17 protein-coding genes are annotated in these 18,691 nt (G+C 65.3%); all 17 read left to right on the plus strand.

What is annotated here, in order from left to right:
• Positions 1-71: 71 nt before the first annotated feature.
• The 17 genes from BMZ79_RS19180 (at position 72) to BMZ79_RS19260 (ending at position 18,392) form a co-directional block, all read left to right on the plus strand.
• Positions 72-1,091, plus strand: a complete 1,020-nt coding sequence (locus BMZ79_RS19180; RefSeq protein WP_177222214.1) for a lysylphosphatidylglycerol synthase transmembrane domain-containing protein — start codon at positions 72-74, stop codon at positions 1,089-1,091.
• The gene (locus tag BMZ79_RS19185; RefSeq protein WP_090642546.1) at positions 1,088-2,578 is read left to right on the plus strand and encodes an alkaline phosphatase family protein; all 1,491 of its coding nucleotides are present in this window, start codon (positions 1,088-1,090) and stop codon (positions 2,576-2,578) included. The genes BMZ79_RS19180 and BMZ79_RS19185 overlap by 4 nt, the downstream gene beginning before the upstream one ends.
• Before the next feature lie 29 nt (positions 2,579-2,607).
• The gene (locus tag BMZ79_RS19190; protein WP_090642736.1) at positions 2,608-3,414 is read left to right on the plus strand and encodes a glycosyltransferase family 2 protein; all 807 of its coding nucleotides are present in this window, start codon (positions 2,608-2,610) and stop codon (positions 3,412-3,414) included.
• Between the two features lie 121 nt (positions 3,415-3,535).
• Positions 3,536-5,434, plus strand: coding sequence for a glycosyltransferase family 39 protein (locus BMZ79_RS19195; RefSeq protein WP_090642547.1), 1,899 nt, complete (start codon positions 3,536-3,538; stop codon positions 5,432-5,434).
• A 180-nt stretch (positions 5,435-5,614) separates the two neighbouring features.
• Positions 5,615-6,406: a hypothetical protein gene (locus BMZ79_RS19200; RefSeq protein WP_090642549.1), complete on the plus strand. Its 792-nt coding sequence runs from the start codon at positions 5,615-5,617 to the stop codon at positions 6,404-6,406.
• A 64-nt stretch (positions 6,407-6,470) separates the two neighbouring features.
• Positions 6,471-7,508, plus strand: coding sequence for an FTR1 family iron permease (locus tag BMZ79_RS19205; protein ID WP_090642551.1), 1,038 nt, complete (start codon positions 6,471-6,473; stop codon positions 7,506-7,508).
• Between the two features lie 342 nt (positions 7,509-7,850).
• Positions 7,851-8,237: an NADH-quinone oxidoreductase subunit A gene (locus BMZ79_RS19210; protein ID WP_090642739.1), complete on the plus strand. Its 387-nt coding sequence runs from the start codon at positions 7,851-7,853 to the stop codon at positions 8,235-8,237.
• On the plus strand, positions 8,222-8,740 hold the full coding sequence (locus BMZ79_RS19215) for a NuoB/complex I 20 kDa subunit family protein (RefSeq protein WP_090642552.1): 519 nt from the start codon (positions 8,222-8,224) through the stop codon (positions 8,738-8,740). Before BMZ79_RS19210 ends, BMZ79_RS19215 begins: the two co-directional genes overlap by 16 nt.
• On the plus strand, positions 8,737-9,822 hold the full coding sequence (locus BMZ79_RS19220; protein WP_090642554.1) for an NADH-quinone oxidoreductase subunit C: 1,086 nt from the start codon (positions 8,737-8,739) through the stop codon (positions 9,820-9,822). Before BMZ79_RS19215 ends, BMZ79_RS19220 begins: the two co-directional genes overlap by 4 nt.
• Before the next feature lie 6 nt (positions 9,823-9,828).
• Positions 9,829-10,929 carry an NADH-quinone oxidoreductase subunit D gene (locus BMZ79_RS19225; protein WP_090642555.1) on the plus strand — a complete coding sequence of 367 codons (1,101 nt, stop codon included), beginning with the start codon at positions 9,829-9,831 and terminating at the stop codon, positions 10,927-10,929.
• Positions 10,929-11,939 (plus strand): NADH-quinone oxidoreductase subunit NuoH, encoded by a 1,011-nt coding sequence (gene nuoH, locus BMZ79_RS19230; protein WP_090642556.1) that lies wholly within the window; start codon positions 10,929-10,931, stop codon positions 11,937-11,939. The genes BMZ79_RS19225 and nuoH overlap by 1 nt, the downstream gene beginning before the upstream one ends.
• Before the next feature lie 124 nt (positions 11,940-12,063).
• The gene (nuoI, locus tag BMZ79_RS19235; RefSeq protein WP_090642558.1) at positions 12,064-12,519 is read left to right on the plus strand and encodes an NADH-quinone oxidoreductase subunit NuoI; all 456 of its coding nucleotides are present in this window, start codon (positions 12,064-12,066) and stop codon (positions 12,517-12,519) included.
• 3 nt (positions 12,520-12,522) lie between these two features.
• A complete protein-coding gene (locus BMZ79_RS19240) occupies positions 12,523-13,041 on the plus strand; it encodes an NADH-quinone oxidoreductase subunit J (RefSeq protein ID WP_090642559.1) in 519 nt (172 codons plus the stop codon).
• Position 13,042: 1 nt separating this feature from the next.
• A complete protein-coding gene (nuoK, locus tag BMZ79_RS19245; protein WP_090642561.1) occupies positions 13,043-13,345 on the plus strand; it encodes an NADH-quinone oxidoreductase subunit NuoK in 303 nt (100 codons plus the stop codon).
• 4 nt (positions 13,346-13,349) lie between these two features.
• Positions 13,350-15,221 (plus strand): NADH-quinone oxidoreductase subunit L, encoded by a 1,872-nt coding sequence (gene nuoL / locus BMZ79_RS19250; RefSeq protein WP_090642562.1) that lies wholly within the window; start codon positions 13,350-13,352, stop codon positions 15,219-15,221.
• Positions 15,221-16,852 carry a complex I subunit 4 family protein gene (locus tag BMZ79_RS19255; RefSeq protein ID WP_090642563.1) on the plus strand — a complete coding sequence of 544 codons (1,632 nt, stop codon included), beginning with the start codon at positions 15,221-15,223 and terminating at the stop codon, positions 16,850-16,852. Before nuoL ends, BMZ79_RS19255 begins: the two co-directional genes overlap by 1 nt.
• A 4-nt stretch (positions 16,853-16,856) precedes the next feature.
• Positions 16,857-18,392, plus strand: a complete 1,536-nt coding sequence (locus tag BMZ79_RS19260) for an NADH-quinone oxidoreductase subunit N (RefSeq protein ID WP_090642565.1) — start codon at positions 16,857-16,859, stop codon at positions 18,390-18,392.
• Positions 18,393-18,691: the final 299 nt, after the last annotated feature.

The raw sequence follows: 18,691 nt of genomic DNA on the forward strand, positions 1-18,691 counted from the left end.
TACTATACTGAATGATAACGGTTCTCATTTATCGGAGTGAGACGACGAACGACGAAACGGCAGGATGGACGATGCGAAAATTCGCGGTTGCGCTCGGCGGGCTGATCTTGGCCGCCTTCTTTGTTTGGTTCACGCTGCGCTGGTTCCGCGGAGACTTGCTCGGCGAAGCGGCGATGCGGCTGCTTCGCTCGCCGGGCCTGCTTATCCTGATGACGGCGGGCTACGCGGCGTCGTTTTGGCTGAAAGCGCTGGCGTGGCGGCTGTATGCCGGACGGGAACGGATGGACCCGCTGAAGCATTACGTGCATCCGCTGCTCGTAAGCTTATTGATTAACCACGTCCTTCCCGTCAAGGCGGGGGACTTGGCGCGCACGGGACTTCTCGTGCGCGGCGCCTCGGCGCGGTGGGACGATGCCCTGCACGGCGTCGCCGCGATGCGCGTGCTCGATCTGGCGTCGCTGCTGCTCATCGGCGCCGCCGGCGCGATCGCGCTGGGGCTCGAAGCGTCGCCGTGGTTCATGCTCGCGGCGGGCATGGGCGCGCTGGCGGCCGCGGCCGGATGGCTTGGCTTGGAGCGTTGGCGGCATCGGGTCGTTCGCGGGAGACAGAGCCGACCCGCGGACGGGAGGCCGGATGCGCCAGAATCGCGCATGCCGCGCATAGCGGGGTTTGTTTTGCGGCATTACGAGCATTTGCGCGTGACGCTGACGTCAAGGCGCGGCGCGGGCGCGGCGTTCCTGACGCTGGCCAGCTGGCTGCTGGAGGGCACGGTCGTTTACGGCGTGGCGCAGGCGCTGGGGCTGCCGGTCAATCCCCTGGAAGCGGTGTGGGTCACCGGCATGACGATCGCGGGACAAGCCTTCCACGTTACGCCGGGCGGCATCGGCACGTACGAGACGACGCTCACGGCATCGCTCGGCGTGCTCGGCGTCGCGGGCAGCGCGGCGTATACGGCGGCGCTGCTGTCGCACGGCTATAAGTTCGCGTTTGCGTATATCGCGGGGGGAGTATCGATGGCCATGACCGCCGTCACATGGACGGAAATCCGCGGCTGGCTGCGGTTCCGCGGGAGAGAGGGGCGACACGAATGAAGAAGGCGTCGGGTTTCGAGATCGTAGCGGCGCGCTGCTGGAATTTATTGAACGAAGGGAAGCCGTTCACCCCGATTTTCACGGTCGCGGTGTTCGCGCTTTATCATCTCGGAAGCTGGGGGGACGCGGGCTTCTGGGCGCGGTTCGGGCTTGGGCTGCTGGCGGCGCTGCCGCTGTTCGCGCTGTATTTCGCCTACGATTTCCCGCTGTTTCTGCGCAATTACTTGTGGCTGCCCCTCGTGGCGGCGTTGGTGCTGTGGCGGGACGCGCCGCTGCACCTGGGTCTCTATGCGCTCGGAATCGGACTGTTCCTGTTCTTCACGATTTACTTCTGGGGCACGTTCTATTATCATCTGCGGATCGGGACGTCCTGGTGGAATTTCAAGCGCTTCTGGAAGCTGGTGCTGAAGAACAGCGATTCGACGAGCGGCAACGCCCAGGAACAGCTGCCGAAGGTGCTGCTGCTCCTCTTCGTCATCGATACGGCGGGCGCCAAGTGGGCGGACAAGGCGGCGGCCGGACAGGACTTCGGCTGGCGGGCGTACGCGTGCTTCCTCGGCTGTGCCGCGATCTACGCTTGGGTGCTGCACCGCAATCTGTTCGACTGGAAGCCGAAGGAGATTCCCGGACGCACGGAGCCGGTCGAAAGGCCGCAGCGACAGGCGGGCGGCAAAGTATTCGTGCTCGTCATCGACGGCATGCGGAAGGACCGGTTCGAGGAGGCGAACGCGCCGTTATTGAAGAAGTGGCGCGCGGAAGGCACGGAATACACGCAGATGGAGACGGTGTATCCGGCGCGGACGGTCGTCTGCTTCTCCTCGATGTTTACGGGCGCCTACCCCCGGGAACACGGCATCACGTCCAATATGGTCTGGAAGCTGGGCATCAAGGTGGAATCCATCTTCGACAGCCTGCGGAAGGTCGGCAAGCGCGGCCGGCTGCTCGGCATCGCGCACTTGATCGATTCCATGGGCGACGATGTAGAGAGCGTCACCGCCGTCATGCATAACGACAAGGCGGACCGCAACATCATGGAACGGGCGAAGCTCATCATGGCGGAGCAGGATCCCGATCTCCTGGTCGTGCAATTCATCGCGACGGACCAGACGGGACACAGCATGGGCGCCTTGTATCCGGAATACCGGCAAAAGATCGAAGAAGCGGACGCCCTTATCGCCGAGTTCGCCGAATGGCTGGCGGCGCGCGGGGATGCCGACGGCGCGACGTTCATCGTATGCGCGGATCACGGACAGGCCGACGGAATCGGCGGGCACGGACATTTGGACGAAGGCGAGCGGTACGTGCCGTTCTTCCTGTACGGGCCGAACGTCAGGCGGGGCGTCAAGGTCGACGCAAAGCAGTCGCTCGTCTCCGTCGCCCCGACGCTCAGCTATCTGCTCGGCGCGCCGCTGCCGAGCCACAGCCGCGGACCGATTTTGACGGACGCGTTCGAGACCGCCGATGCGAAGAAGAGAGGAACGGCATGAAGCAGAGCTGCATGACAACAATGAATCGCATGAAGAAGCTGGTCGTCTTCCTGCCCGCCCATAACGAAGAAGGGAATATCGGGCACGTCATCGCGCGTATTCCCCGGGAAATGGGTCGGGATTGGACGGTCGAGGTACTGGTGGTCGACGACGGCTCGACGGATCGGACGGTCGAAGAAGCCCGGCGGGCGGGCGCCGAACACGTGACGTCGTTCGCGGCCAATCGCGGGCTGGGCGCGGCGGTGCGCGAAGGGCTCGCGGGCTGCCTGCGGCTGGGCGCCGACGTCGGGCTCATGATCGACGCGGACAACGAGTATCCGGCGGCGGAGATTCCGAACGTGATCGCCCCGATTCTCGAAGGACGGGCGGATTATACGATGGGCTCGCGGTTCAAAGGCACGATCCGCGGCATGCGGCTGCACCGGCGCCTTGGCAACGTCTGCTTCACGCTGCTGCAGGCGATCCTGCTGCGGCGGGTCATTTGGGACGGGCAGTCGGGCATGCGGGGGTTCTCGCGCCAGGCGATGGCGTGCGCCGACATCATTCACGACTACAACTACGCGCAGGTGCTGACGCTCAACCTCGTCCGCCAAGGCTTCGTCATGGAGGAAGTGCCGATTACGTACCAGGTGCGCGTTCACGGGCAATCGTTCATCAAATTCCGCAAGTACCTCGGTCACGTGCTGCCGGCGATATGGCGGGAAATGCGGCGGCCCATTGCGAAGCGCGCACGGCAGAACGCTGCGGAGGCCGTTGCGGGGACGCCGGCTGCAGAGCCGGCGTTACGGCGCGCGGCCTCGGCGGCACCGGCGGAGAAGGAGCGGCGGTACGGGTAGCAAGCGGCAGCGCTTAGCGCGCCGGGCCAAGCGAGAGAAGGCTAGGCGGAGCGGCTTGGCGCCGAGCCGGAATACGCGCCTGGTGACGGGCGACGGGCAATCTCCGCGCCCAAACGGCGTTATGGCGAAAATCAGAATCGGCATGGAGCGGAGGGAAGACATGGCGGAGCAAGCGGGCTATGAGCCGACAGCGACGGCGGAGACGCGGGCGGATCGGCTCGGACGGACGGCGGAAGGGGAAAGCAGCATCTCGGGCCTGCCTAGAAGCGATGATGTCGGTACGGAAGCAGCCGGCGTCGTCGTGGCGATGAGCGAGTCCGGAACGGGCGTCCGCCCGCGCGAAGCTTCGGCGTTCTCGCGATGGGCCGCGCCCGCCGCCGTTTTTCTGTCCGTTCTCGCATGGGCGGTTTACAGCTGGCAGCATCGCAGCCCGTTCGCCGCGAGCTGGGACGAGGTGGACTTCGCGCTGGCGCTCGACCGGTTCGATTTGCTGGCGATGCAGCCGCATTTCCCGGGCTATCCGTATTTCGTGCTGGGCGCCATGGCGCTGCGCCGGTTCGTGCCCGATCCCGTTCAAGCCTACGATGCGCTTAATATTCTGATGGGCGCGCTGTCCGTCGTCCCGCTCTGGCTGCTGGCGCGACGCAGGCTGTCGCCCGCCTGGTCGCTGCTGGCCGCGCTGCTCGCGCTTACCGCGCCGTATCTCTGGCTGCAGAGCGTCCGCCCGATGTCGGAGGCGACCGGCATCGCCGTGCTCTGGTGGTACCTGTGGAGTTGGCAGCGGGCGATGGAGCGCCGGACCTGGGGGCGGACGGCCGCGGCGCTGTTCCTGTTCGGCGTGCTGATGGGCGTGCGCCTGTCCTTCGCGCCGTTCGGCCTGGGCCTCGTCTGGCTGCTCGGGCTGAGCGCGGCCGATTGGCGGCGGGCGGGGCAGCGGCGCTGGCCGCGCGTTCTGCTGTTCGCCGCGCTCGCGGCCGGGTTTCAGCTGCTGTGGCTGGCCGGGCTCGCGCTGAGCGAGGGCGGCGCGGCCGGCTTCGCGAAGCTGGCGCTCGCCTTCACGGCCGGCCACTTCAGCGACTGGGGCGGCGGCGTCGCCTCCGCCGCCGAGCGGCTGCCGCTCGCGGAGCGCCTGCTGCGCTTCGCGGGCGACAACGTGCTCTGGACCGGGATGTTCGCCCGGTCCAATGCCGTGTTCGCCGCGGCTGCGGCGCTGCTGCTCGCCGCGGTGCTCGCCGCGGGGGCGCGGCCCCGCCCGCCCCAGGGCGGCGCGGGCTCGCGGCCTGCGGCCCGGGCGGCAGCGTGGCTCCGCCGGCCGGGCCTGCCGGGCGCGCTCGCCGCGCTCGCGGGCGCCTACGGCGCCTGGGCGCTGCTGGCGCAGAACATCGACAAGCCGCGCCACGTCACGCCCCTCATCGGCGTGACGTGGCTGCTGCTTGCGCTGCTCTGCGCGGCAGCGCCGCCGGCGCGGCCCGCCGCGCCCCCTTCGCCGGCGGCGCCCGGCGAAGCCTCCGCCGCCCGGCGGCGGCCGTCCGCGCCGGCGGACCCCGGCGCGGGCGCGCATCCGCGCGGCGAGCGCATCCGCCGAGCGCTGCGCGTCGCCGGCGCGGCGCTCGCCGCCGGCGTGGTCGCGCTCCAAGCCGCGCGGGGCGCCGCGCTCGTCGCGCGGCAGGCGGACGAGCCGCCGGCCGTGTACCGGCTCGCGCAGGGGCTGGGCGAGCTGGCGGCGGCCCAGCCGGACCGGCGGTTCGCCGTCTACACGTGGGAGGAGACGCGCGTGCTGCAGTACCTGCGCGTGCCGGTGGCGAACCGCCGCATCGAGACGTTCGCCTATTTCATGGCGGACGTGCAGGCCGATCCCGGCGCGACCGTGCTGCTGACCGACCACGTGCTGCACGGCTTCGAGGCGCAGGTCGGCTCGCTGGCGGACAAGGTGAAGCCGATCGCCGAGTATCGCGGCGACCCGCTGTTCGAGCCCGTGTACCACGACATCACGCTGTACGAATGGATAGGCGGGCGGTGAGCCGCCAACGGCCTGCCCGCCCGGAGGCCTGCACCAAGGAGCGGCTGCCCGAAAGCGGTTCAGGAACCTATTGACACGCTAAATGAAAATGATTATCGTTGTTAACGAGCATATGACTTCGCGGCGCCGGCTGGGCGCGGCGACGATCGCCACGCTACCGGAAAAAGGTGAACTGCAATCATGCGCACGATGCTGAAGACCGCGATGCTGTTCGTCGCGCTATATCTCGCGCTCGCGCCCTCGGGCGCGTGGGCGTATTCGTACGGCGACGCCAACAAAGAGGACGTGGCCGAGACGTTCAAGCTGGTCGTCTCCTCGCTCGGCAAGTCGCCGGCGGATTGGAAAACGGCCGAGGCCGCGCACAAGGAACGGCGCGAAGAGATCGTCTCCCACTTCGGCGAAGAAGTGGCGGCGACCTTGGACGCGAACCTGAAGGCCCGCGACGCGGACCTGACCATTGCGAATTACAAAGCGATCCTGATCATGAATTTGGATCGCCGTTTCGATAACGCGCTGCAGAGCATCGCCGACTACACGCAGACGAAGCTGCTGCTGGCGAAAGCCCGGGCGACCTACGAGGCGCTCGCGCCGTACGCGGAGGCGAAGCTGTCGCCGGAAGCGTTAAACGGCTTGAACGCCGATTTCGACGCCGCGCTGGACGCCATCGGCAATCCCGGCCTGTTCGGGGTCGGCCAGAAGGATGCCGACGCGGAAGCGCTGAAGGCCGGTGCCAACAAGATTTACGGCGCGCTGAAGCCGCTGTTCCCGTATGCGCCGGAGGCCGGCGGAGGCAAGAATCCGGACGAAGCCGCGCAGGCGGCCGAGCCGGACGCGATCGACGGCACGAAGCAGCACGCCGCCATGGCCCGGGAGTCGAAGACGAATCCCTCGGTAACCGTCGGCGTCATCGCCGGCATCGTCGTCGTGGGCGGCGGCGCCGTATGGGCGGCGCGCCGCAAGGGCTGGCTGTAGACGGACGGAAGGGGACCGCAAGCGGCGGCCCGAGCGCGAATCAGGTTAGGAGTGAGCATTCACCATGAACGTGCAGGCGTTTCTCATCACGTTTCGCGAGGCCTTCGAAGCGATCTTGATCGTGGGCATCATCGTGTCGTATTTGAACCGGATCGGACAGTCCAAGTGGGTCAAATACGTCTGGGTCGGCGTCACGCTCGCCGTGCTCGCCAGCCTCGGCGTCGCCTTGCTGTTCCAGAACGTGCTGGACGGCTACGCGACGATGGCCAGCAAGGATTATTTGCGCATCGGCATCCTGTTCGTGTCGGCGGGCCTGCTGACGCACATGATCCTGTTCATGAGCAAGCAGAACCGCGAGATGCGAACCAAGCTGCAGAGCAGGGTGGCGCTCATCCTGACGACGGGCGGCGCGCTCAACATGATCGCGCATTCCTTCCTCGTGACGCTGCGCGAAGGCGTGGAGACCGTCTTCTTCTTCGCGGCGATCTCGGGCGGCGACATCTCGAAGGCGCTGCAAAGCTGGGGCGCGCTCGCGGGGCTGCTGGCCGCGGCGGCGCTCGGCGTCGCCGTGTTCAAGGGCAGCAAACGGATTCCGATCGGCACCTTCTTCAAAGCGACGAGCGTCTTCCTCGTCATGATCGCGGCCGGCCTGTTCGTGCAGGCGGTCGGCGGGCTCCAGGACGCGGGCGTCGTCGGCAGCGTCTACAAGACGCCGGGCGGCCAAACCGCGGCGATGTACGACCTCACCTGGCTGCTGCCGGAGCATCCGGTCGACGAAACGAACTACATCCGCGACACGGGGGAGCATCCGGTCTTTCACGGCGAGCTCGGCGTGTTCTTCCGGGCGTTCCTGGGCTATTCCGAGGACCCGTCGCTGGAGGAGTTCGCGCTGTACTGGCTGTACTACGTCTTCGTCTTCGTCATGATCGCGCGGCAGCGGAAGAAGGCGTCCCTGGCGGAGGCGCCGGCGCAGCAAGCGGAAGCCGCCGGGACGGCTTCTGCGGCTGCCGCGGCGGCGCCGCTCCCGCAGGAGCCCGAATCCGCGGGGGCCGGCGGCATGGGCGAAAAGCCCGCCCGCAAAGGCAAGCCGACCGCGGTCTAGCCGCCGCGTTCCGGCTTCTGCCGGAGCACCTCATCCCGATATCGAACAGGTCGTCCCTTAGGCCCGCAAGGCCGGGGGCGGCCTTTTTTTGCCGCGTTTTCGTTATTCGGGGGAAAGTTGGAAAAGTTGTCACATTTCGAAGCGGCTTATCGGGCGCGAACAAGCATATAGATAGCAGACGGAGGGCGGTATTGAAGTCGCGGGAAGTTGGGCATAACTGATGATCGGGCCAAGAAAGCGCCACCAACTTCTTGCATAGACGCAAGTGGCAGGTTTTGTTATAATTGTGAGGGAATTTTGTCCAAGTTCGCTGCACGGCATGACGCTCTATCGATCCTAACCATGGAGGCGAAAGATGTGGAGAAGTACATCAACAGTTACGTTATTGTAGCGATCTTCGTTCTTCTCGGGATTTTGCTTCCGGTGGTCGCCTTGACCGCGGGACGGCTGCTTCGGCCAAACAAGCCGACGGAGGAGAAGAAAACCACTTACGAGAGCGGGAACGAGCCCGTAGGGGAGGGACAAGTCCGGTTCAACGTGCGCTACTATCTGTTCGCGCTCATGTTTGTCGTCTTCGATGTCGAAACCGTTTTCCTATATCCGTGGGCCGTGGCGTATAAGCAGCTCGGCTTATTTGTGCTTGTCGAGATGGCGATCTTTACGGGACTATTATTGATTGGACTACTCTACGCCTGGAAGAAGAAGGTGCTGAAATGGAATTCAATCTAGAGTCGATTACCCCCGAAGAGCGGCAAGAGCTGGAACGCAACGTATTCATGGGCACGCTGGAGCAGCTGAAGGCTTGGGCGCGCAGCAATTCGCTGTGGCCGCTGACATTCGGGCTCGCCTGCTGCGCGATCGAGATGATGGGCACCGGCGCGTCGCACTACGATCTCGACCGGTTCGGCGTCATGTTCCGCACGTCGCCCCGCCAATCCGACGTCATGATCGTCGCGGGCACCGTCACCAAGAAAATGGGCCCGCTGCTGCGCCGCCTGTACGACCAAATGCCGGAGCCGAAGTGGGTCATCGCGATGGGCTCGTGCGCGACGGCGGGCGGACCGTACGTGAAATCGTACGCCGTCATGAAGGGCGTGGACCAGATCGTCCCCGTCGACGTTTACATACCGGGCTGTCCGCCGAATCCGGCGGCGCTCATCTACGGCATCAATAAGCTGCAGGAGAAAATCCGATACGAAGCGAAGACCGGGAAGCGGGTGACCAGCCGATGAGCGACGAGAAGGAGAAAGCGCCCGGGCAGGCGCCCGAGCCGGAAGCGTCCGCGACCGGAGGCCCGGACGCGGACGCCGCGGCTCCGGCGCGTCAGCCCGAGGCGGAGCTCGCGCCGGCGCAGGAGCCGGCGCCCGCGCCGGAAGCCGAAGGCGCGGCGACGCCGGCCGACGCGGCGGCAGCGCCCCCGGCGGAGCCGGCGAGCGGCGAAGCGGCCCCGGCGCCCGCGGCCGATCCTGGGCGCGAGGCGAAGCTGAAGGCCGCGGCGGAAGCGCGCGCGGCCCGCGCGGCGGCGAAGGCCGCGGCCGAGGGCGGCGCCCCGGCGGGCGATGCGCCCGCAGCCGCGCCGAGCGGCGACGCGGCCCCGGCGGCCGCGGCCGATCCCGAGCGCGAGGCGAAGCTGAAGGCCGCGGCGGAAGCGCGCGCGGCCCGCGCGGCGGCGAAGGCCGCGGCCGAGGGCGGCGCCCCGGCGGGAGACGCGCCCGCGGCCGATCCCGAGAAGGAAGCGAAGCTGAAAGCCGCCGCGGAAGCGCGCGCGGCCCGCGCGGCGGCAAAGGCCGCGGCCGAAGGCGAAGCGGCGGCGCCCGCGGAGCCGAAGCCGCCGTCGCCGATGCAGCCGCTGCTCGACCTGGCGTCGGAGCTCGTCCGCGCGCAGGTCGCGGAGGACGCGATCGACGAAGCCTATATCAACGAGCTGGACGGCCACCGGCCGACCCTGATCGTGCGCGGCGACCGGCTGCGGGCGACCGCGGCCCTGGCGAAGTCGCATCCGTCGCTCCGCATGGATTATCTCCGCAACGTCTCCGGGGTCGATTACGAGACGCATCTCGAAGTGGCGTACCACCTGGTTTCCCTCCAGTCCGGTCAGGAAATCGCCCTTAAAGTCAAGACGGACCGCGAAGCGCCCTCGGTACCGTCGGTCGTCCCCGTTTGGGCGACGGCCAACTGGAACGAGCGCGAGATTTACGACCTGCTCGGCATCGATTTCCCCGGCCATCCGGATCTGCGGCGCATCATGATGCCGGACAATTGGGTGGGCCACCCGCTGCGCAAAGATTACGAACCGTTGGACCCGGAGGTGTGACGAGCCGTGATTCGTACCGAAGAACTGCTGCTTAACGTCGGTCCCCAGCATCCCAGCACGCACGGCGTGTTCCGGATCATCGTCAAGCTCGACGGCGAAGTGATTACGGAAGCGACGCCGGTCATGGGGTATCTGCACCGGGGGACGGAGAAGCTCGCGGAAGAATTGAATTATACCCAAATCATCCCGTATACCGACCGGATGGACTACGTGTCCGCGATGACGACGAACTACGTGCTCTGCCACGCCGTCGAGAAAATGATGGGCCTCGAGGTGCCGGAGCGCGCGGAGTTCATGCGGCTGATCGTCATGGAGCTGCAGCGCGTCGCCAGCCATCTCGTCTGGTGGGGCACGTACCTGCTCGACATCGGGGCGATGAGCCCGTTTCTTTTTGCCTTTCGCGACCGCGAGATCATCATCAACCTGTTCAACGAGCTGTGCGGCGCGCGGCTGACGTACAATTACATGCGCGTCGGCGGCGTGAAGTGGGACGCTCCGCCGGGCTGGATCGAGCAGGTGCGCGACTTCATCCCCTATATGGAAGGCAAGCTGGACGAATACGACCGGCTCGTCAGCGGCAACGAGATTTTCCTCGCCCGGATCAAGGGCGTCGGGCGCTACGACGCGGACACCGCGATCGGCTTCGGCCTGTCGGGCGCGAACCTGCGTTCTACGGGCGTCGATTGGGACTTGCGCAAAAACAAGCCGTACAGCCTGTACGAGCGCTTCGAATTCGACGTGCCGCTCGGCCGTAACGGCGACTGCTTCGACCGGTACAACATCCGGCTCGAGGAGATCCGCCAGTCGCTGCGCATCCTGAAGCAGGCGGTGGCGCAGTTCCCCGGCCCGGGCGACGTCATGGGCAAGGTGCCCCGCGTCATCCGGCCGCCGGCCGGCGAGCTCTACGTCGGCATCGAATCGCCGCGCGGCGAGATCGGCTGCCATATCGTCTCCAAGGGCAAGGCGGAGCCGTACCGGCTGAAGTTCCGGCGCCCGTCGTTCGTCAATCTGCAAATCCTGCCGAAGCTGCTCGTCGGCGAGACGATGACGAACCTCATTACGATTTTGGGCGGCATCGATATTGTCGTCGGGGAGGTCGACTGCTGATGGGCGCTTGGCTGGACGAAACGCTGACCTGGGGACACGCGCTCCTGTTCTTCCTGTGGGGCGTCATTCTGCTCCTCGTCGTGCTCGGCTTCGTGACGTACGCGATTTTCTTCGAACGGAAGGTCATCGGCTGGATGCAGTTCCGGATCGGCCCGAACCGGGTCGGCCCGTGGGGGCTGCTGCAGACGGTCGCCGATATATTCAAGCTTCTTATTAAGGAAGACACGATTCCGCGCAAGGCCGACCGGGCCTTGTTCATCCTCGCGCCCGCGCTGGCGTACGTGCCGGCATTCGCGGTGCTCGCGGTCATTCCGTACACGCAGAAGCTGTATTTCGCCGATATCAACGTCGGCCTGCTCTATTACGTGGCGCTATCGGGCATCTCGACGATCGCGATCATCCTCGGCGGCTGGTCGTCCAACAACAAGTACGCGCTGCTCGGGGGCATGCGCTCCGCCGCGCAGATGATCAGCTACGAGGTGCCGCTCGTCATCTCCGTCGTCGGCGTCGTCATGCTGTCGGGCACGCTGAACCTGCGCTCCATCGCGGAGCAGCAGGGCGACTGGTTCTGGCAGTGGAACTTCCTCCCGCAGATCATCGGCTTCGTCGTCTTCATCATCGCGGCGGTGTCGGAGCTGAACCGGACGCCGTTCGACCTGCCGGAGGCGGAATCGGAGCTCGTGGCCGGCTACCACGTCGAATACAGCGGCTTCCGCTTCGCGTTCTTCATGCTGACGGAGTATGTCTACGTTTACGCGATCGCGGCCCTCACCACGGTGCTCTTCCTGGGCGGCTGGCACGCGCCGTTTCCGTTCCTCGACTGGGTGCCGGGGATCATCTGGTTCCTGCTGAAATTCGCGGCGATCGTCTTCTTCCTGTTCTGGATTCGGGCGACCCTGCCGCGGATCCGGATCGACCAGCTCATGGGGCTCGGATGGAAGGTACTGCTGCCGGTAGCGATTCTGAACGTGTTTCTGACCGCGGTTTACATGGAGCTGTTCGTGAAGTGACCGCGCGTCTTCCACTACACGTTCGCGCTAGCGTCCGAAGCAGGATTGCTTCCGAAGCAGTTTGATTTTACTTGCCGGGATCCCCGACAACGGCTCCGCACAAAACCTGGAGGAGGGAGAAGGTATGAAAGGTCTGTTGAAAGGGCTTGGCGTTACGATGCGCTCCATGACCAGCAAAAAAGTGACGACCTCCTATCCCGACGTGCCCATCGTCATGCCGGACCGGTTCCGCGGCATTCAGCATTTCGAGCCGGACAAATGCATCGTCTGCAACCAATGCGTGCGCGTCTGCCCGACGGAATGCATCACGCTCACGGGCAAAGCGAATCCGGACCCCGAGAAGAAGGGGAAGGTCATCGACACGTACGACATCAATTTCGAGATTTGCATCCTGTGCGACCTGTGCACGGAGGTATGCCCGACGGAAGCGATCGTCATGACGGGCAATTTCGAGCTGGCCGCCTACAGCCGCGACGAGCTGTTCAAAGACATGCGCTGGCTGGACGACAACAATACGCACGTGCGCCAGGACAACAACAACATCGGGGCTCCCGCCGCGGCCAAGGGAGGAGCGAAATAGCGCATGTTCCAGTTTAACTTCAGCGGCGAATTTGTCGCCTTTTTCGTTTTCTCCGTCCTGATCATCAGCGGCGCGGTGCTCATGGTCAGCTTCGCGAAGGTCGTGCACATGGTGGTGTCGCTGGCCGCCGTGTTCATCGGCATCGCGAGCATGTTCATCCTGCTGGACGCCGAATTTCTGGCCTTCGTGCAGGTGCTCATCTACGCCGGCGCCGTTTCGATCCTGATGATCTTCGGCATCATGATGACGAAGCATCAGGAATCCGGCGAGGAGCGCCCGCGGACGGCGCACGAGACGTTGACGGCGATCGGCGCGCTCGCGCTGTTCGGCATTCTGTTCTACGCGATCCGCCAGTCGGACTTTCCCGAGCCGGCGCCGGCCGCCGGCCAGGCGGCGGACAACACGATGGCGATCGGCCAGGCGCTGTTTACCGGCTACGTCGTGCCCTTCGAGCTGGTCTCCGTGCTGCTGACGGTGGCGTTCATCGGCGCGATCGTCCTTGCCAAGAAGGAGGCGGACTGACATGTTGTCTTCCTATTTGACGATGGCGGCGATTCTGTTCTGTCTCGGGCTGTACGGCGCCTTGACGAAGCGGAACGCCGTCGTCGTCCTGTTATCCATCGAGCTCATGCTGAACGCGGTCAATCTGAATCTGGTCGCGTTCTCCAAGTACGGCGTCGTGCCTTCGCTGACGGGCCAAATGTTCACGCTCTTCAGCATCGCCGTCGCGGCGGCGGAGGCGGCCGTCGGCATCGCCGTTCTGATCGCGCTGTACCGGGCGCGCGGCACCGTCAACGTGGACGATTACGACGAGATGAGGAGGTAAGCGCATGGACACGACCTTTTCGCAGTTGGCCTGGATCATCCCGCTCTTCCCGCTCGTCGCGTTCCTGCTGCTGCTGGCGTTCGGGCGCTCCTCGCGCATGATCGGCGCGACGATCGGCTCGATCAGCTCCTTGGCGGGGCTCGTCGTCGCGCTGCTGGTGCTGGCCGAGCATATGCGGGACGGCGCGAGCTACTACCAATACGCCTTCGACTGGATCGACATGGGCGGCGTGACGCTGAAAGCCGGCTACGAGGTGACGAATCTGTCGGCGCTGATGCTCGTCGTCGTGACGGCGGTCAGCTTCCTCGTCAACGTCTATTCGGCCGGCTACATGAAGGGCGACGAGCGTATATCCGTCTTCTACGGCTACGTCGCGCTGTTCACGTTCTCCATGCTCGGTCTCGTGCTGGCGGACAATATGCTGACGCTGTACATTTTCTGGGAGCTCGTCGGCGTCTGCTCGTTCCTGCTCGTCGGGTTCTGGTTCAATAAGCCGGCGGCGAAGGCGGCCGCGAAGAAAGCGTTCATCGTGACGCGGATCGGGGATGCGGGCCTCTTGCTCGGCATCCTGCTGCTCTATTGGTACATGCCGGACCACGCGCTCGATTTCGTGCGGATCGGCAACGCGTTCGAGAACGGCTCCGGCGTCATCGCGGCAAGCGTCACGACGTGGATCGCCGTGCTGATCTTCGTCGGCGCGGTCGGCAAGTCCGGCCAATTCCCGCTGCATGTCTGGCTTCCGGACGCCATGGAAGGCCCGACGCCGATCAGCGCGCTCATCCATGCCGCGACGATGGTCGCCGCGGGCGTCTATCTGGTGGCGCGGACGTTCGATATTTTCCAGGCGTCGCAGACGGCGATGGACATCGTGGCGTACATCGGCGGGTTCACCGCGTTGTTCGCGGCCACCATCGGCGTGGCGCAGAACGACATCAAGCGCGTGCTCGCGTACTCCACGGTCAGCCAGCTCGGCTACATGATGATGGCGCTGGGCCTCAACTCGATGACCGGCGGGATCTTCCACCTGTTCACGCACGCGTTCTTCAAAGCGCTGCTCTTCCTTGGCGCGGGCAGCGTCATCCACGCCGTACATACGCAGAACATTCAGGAGATGGGCGGACTCGGGTCCAAGATGAAAATCACCGCCTGGACGTTCGGCATCGGCACGCTGGCGCTCTCCGGCATTCCGCCGTTCTCGGGCTTCTGGTCCAAGGATATGATCCTGAACATCGCGTACCACGAAAAGCCGGGGCTGTTCGTGATCGGCATCGTCGCGGCGTTCTTCACCGCGTTCTACATGTCGCGGCTGTTCTTCCTCGTCTTCATGGGCAAGCCCAAGGGCGAGCGGGGCGCGCACGAATCGCCGTCGTCGATGACGGTGCCGCTCGTCGTGCTGGCCGTGCTCGCGGTCGTCGCGGGCTTCGTGCAGACGCCGTGGAACGACACGCTCGGCGCCTGGCTGACGGACGGCGCGGAGCGGGAGAACGGCGGCGGCGGCCTCGTGATGGTCATCTCCGCGGCCATCGGCCTGCTCGGCCTGTACGTGGGCTGGCTCGTGTTCGTCAAGGGCATGATCGCGCGGGATTTCGTCTCGGCGCGGGCGCCTTGGCTCACCCGGCTGCTCGAGCGCAAATATTATGTCGACGAGTTCTACGAGGCGGCGATCGTCCGTCCGCTCCGGGCGTTCGGCGGGCTGCTGAGCGTCATTGACGAATTCGTGGTCGACGGCCTCGTGCGGGCGTTCGGCGGCGCGGCCTTCCTGGTCGGCCGCGGCGGCACGCGGCTGCAGAACGGCCAGCTTCAGACCTACGGGCTCGTCACCGTATTCGGACTCATCATCCTCATCGCGGCCATCGCGTTAAGGAGGTTCTGGTAATGCTCGCGGATCTTCCGATTTTGACGCTTATTACGTTCTCGCCGCTGCTCGGCCTCCTCGCGCTGCTGTTCCTGCCGAAGCAGAACAGCCGGTGGATCAAGATCGTCGCCATTGCGGCGACGGCGCTCCCGCTGGTGCTCTCGTTCTGGCTGTACGCCGGCTACGACGGCGTACAGGGCGGCAAAGCCTTCGAGGAGACGGCCACCTGGATTTCGGCTTCGCTCAACAAGGAAGCGGTCGGCGACGTCAGCTCGTACACGATGCAATTTCAATACCATCTGGGCGTGGACGGACTCTCCATGCCGCTGCTGCTGCTGACGACGATCGTCGGGTTCATGGCGGCGCTCGCGTCCGTGCACGTGAAGAAGCGGTGGAAAGCGTTCTATTGCTGGTTCCTGGTATTGGAGATCGGGATGATCGGGGTCTTCCTGGCCCGGGACGTCTTCCTGTTCTTCGTCTTCTTCGAAATGACGCTCATTCCGATGTTCTTCCTGATCGGCATCTGGGGCTTCATGAACCGGGAGCGGGCGGCGAATAAATTCCTGATCTACAACGGCATCGGCTCCGCGATCATGCTGGTGGCCTTCGTCCTGCTCGTCGCGACGGCGGGCTTCCGGGCGGAGCAGCTGCCGGAGAAGCAGGAAACCCACTTGTCCTACAGCGGCAGCTACGAGGTCATCGGCGCGAATATGGCGAGTCCGGACGCCTACGTCAATGTGTCGCCGGAGCAGGCGCAGGGCACGGATAATCCGCTGTACTTGTCCGAACGGATGCGCTGGGTGATCTTCCTGCTGCTCCTGATCGCGTTCGGCATCAAGCTGCCGGTATTCCCGTTCCATACGTGGATGCTGAAGGTCCACGCGGAAGCGCCGCCTTCCGTGGTCATGATCCACTCCGGGGTCCTGCTCAAGATGGGGGCGTACGGCCTGCTCCGGTTCGGCGTCTTCCTGTTCCCGGTCCAGACGAAGGACTGGGCGACGGTGCTCGCGATTCTCGGGGTCGTCAACATCCTGTACGGCGCGGTGCTCGCGCTCGTGCAGAAGGAATTCAAGCTCGTGCTCGCCTATTCGTCGATCAGCCATATGGGCATCGTGCTGCTCGGCATCGCGTCGCTGAACGAGATCGGCCTGCACGGCGCAGTCGTCCAGCTCGTCTCGCACGGCTTGATCTCCGCGCTGCTGTTCCTGCTCGTGGGCAGCATCCACGAACGCGCCGGCTCGACGGAGCTGAAGGACCTCGGCGGCCTGGCACGCAGCATGCCGTTCCTGAGCGGCGTGCTGCTGACGGCGGGCATGGCCTCGCTCGGGTTGCCGGGCTTGTCCGGCTTCGTCGGCGAGTTCCTCTCGCTGCTCGGCGCGTTCGACTCGCAGCGGGTGCTCGCGGGCCTGGCCGTGCTGGGCGTGATCCTAACGGCGGTGTACGTGCTGCGCAGCGTGCTCGGCATCACGTTCGGCGCGCTTCCGGAGCGGCTGACCGCCGTGCGGGACGTGCGGCTCGTCGAGGCGGTGCCGATGATCGCGCTGGTCGCGTTCATCGTCCTGATCGGGGTCTACCCGGCCGTCCTGACGGAACCGATGAAGCACGGCTTCGACTCGCTGCTGCAGCAGCTATCCGATAAGGCGGGGAGGTAGGACGATGGACGCGACACAACAACTGCAGTCGCTCTCCTGGAGCGATGCGGCCTATCTGGCCCCGGAATGGATACTCATCGTCTTCGCGGTCGGGCTGGCGGTGTTCGACTTGTTCCTGCCGCGGCGCGCGGCGACGGGGTGGATCACCCTCGCCGGCCTGCTGACCTCGCTCGGTTTCGTCGTTTGGCGGCTCGCCGAGCTGACGGACAAACCGGCCGGCAGCGGCGTCGTCCGCCTCATGGCGGACAGCTACCGCATCGATTATTTCTCGAGCCTGCTCAAGATCGTGTTCCTGGTCGCGACGGCGTTCATCGTGCTGATGAGTCTCGGCACGGTCAAGCGCGCGGACATTCGGGACCGCGGAGAATTCTATTACTTGTTGCTGCCCGCCGTCTGCGGCGCCATGATCATGGCGTCCTCGGGGGATATGATTACGCTGTACATCGGGCTCGAGCTGCTTAGCATCACGACGTACGTGCTCGTCGGCATCCGCAAGCATGTCGCGCAGTCGGTCGAAGCCGCGTTCAAGTACGTGGTGCAGGGGGGCATCTCCTCGGCGGTCATCCTGTTCGGGATGTCGTACCTGTACGGCATCACGGGCGCGACGAACCTGGGCGCGATCGCCCAAGGCTTGAAGGACCGCGCGATCGATTATCCCGCCATTCTGTACGTGGCGTTCTTCTTCCTCATCGTCGGGTTCGGCATCAAGATCGCGGCGGCGCCGTTCCACTACTGGGCGGCGGACGTCTATCAGGGCGCGCCGACGCCGGTCGCCGCCTTCTTGGCGGTCGTCTCGAAGGGAGCCGCGTTCGCCGTCCTCTTCCGGATCATCTATAATCTCGCGTTCTTCGCGTCCTCGCCGGGGAAGCCGCTCACGAACGACGTCTTCCTCGCGCTGCTCGTGCTGGCGGCCGCCGCGATGCTCGTCGGCTCCGCGATGGCGCTGCGGCAGTACAACGTCAAGCGCCTCATCGCGCTGTCGGGCGTGGCCAACGCCGGCTACCTGCTCGTCCCGATCGGGCTCGCCATCAAAGGCATGCACGCGTCCGGCTTCGGCGAGTTCGTCTTCTACCTGGCGGCGTACCTCCTGATGACGATCGGCGCGCTGGCCGTCATCGGCGTCATCGCCAAGTCGGCCGGCCACGACGAGATCGGCGGCTTCGCGGGCTTGTACTACCGCGCGCCCTGGACGGCCGCGGCGATGACGGTCTTCCTGCTCTCCCTCGCCGGCCTGCCGGTCACGGGCGGGTTCTTCGGGAAGCTGTTCATCCTCCTTGGCGCCGCCCAATCCAAAGACTATTGGATCGCCGCCGTAATGGTCGCGAGCAGCGTCATCTCGTATTACTTCTACTTCGGGCTGATCCGCCAAATGTTCATGCGATCGACGAGCGAAGCGCTCGTCCGGGTGCCGGTGCCGAGCGGCATCGTCATCTGGCTGTGTGCGGCCGCGACGGTCGCGCTCGGCATCGTGCCGGGTCCGGCGCTGGACTGGATCAACGGGCATTTCGCGATCATGAGCGACTTGTTCGTGCAGGGCTAGCCCCGGCGCGGGCGGCCCGCGGCAAGGTCCGGCCGTTGCCGGGCCAGGTCCGGCGGGCCTCCGATAAAACCCTCCCACACCCGGCAGGCATCGGGGCGGAGGGTTTTTTGCCGCGCGGGACGGGTTCATGCAATCTTTAAACGTAAGCCGTGCGCGCGGCGCATACATATCGTTGAATGCGGCGATTCAACCGGGACGTTGGACCTGATTCTCGTCCGTTCAAGTATTTGCCACAAGGAGATCGGGGGGCGGAAAGCGAACAGTTTCAGAACCCAATATTGCAGGTTAAAGGCTGAGTA

The sequence above is a fragment of the Paenibacillus sp. UNC496MF genome (genome assembly GCF_900113915.1).
In the GTDB taxonomy this organism is placed as follows: domain Bacteria; phylum Bacillota; class Bacilli; order Paenibacillales; family Paenibacillaceae; genus Paenibacillus_Z; species Paenibacillus_Z artemisiicola.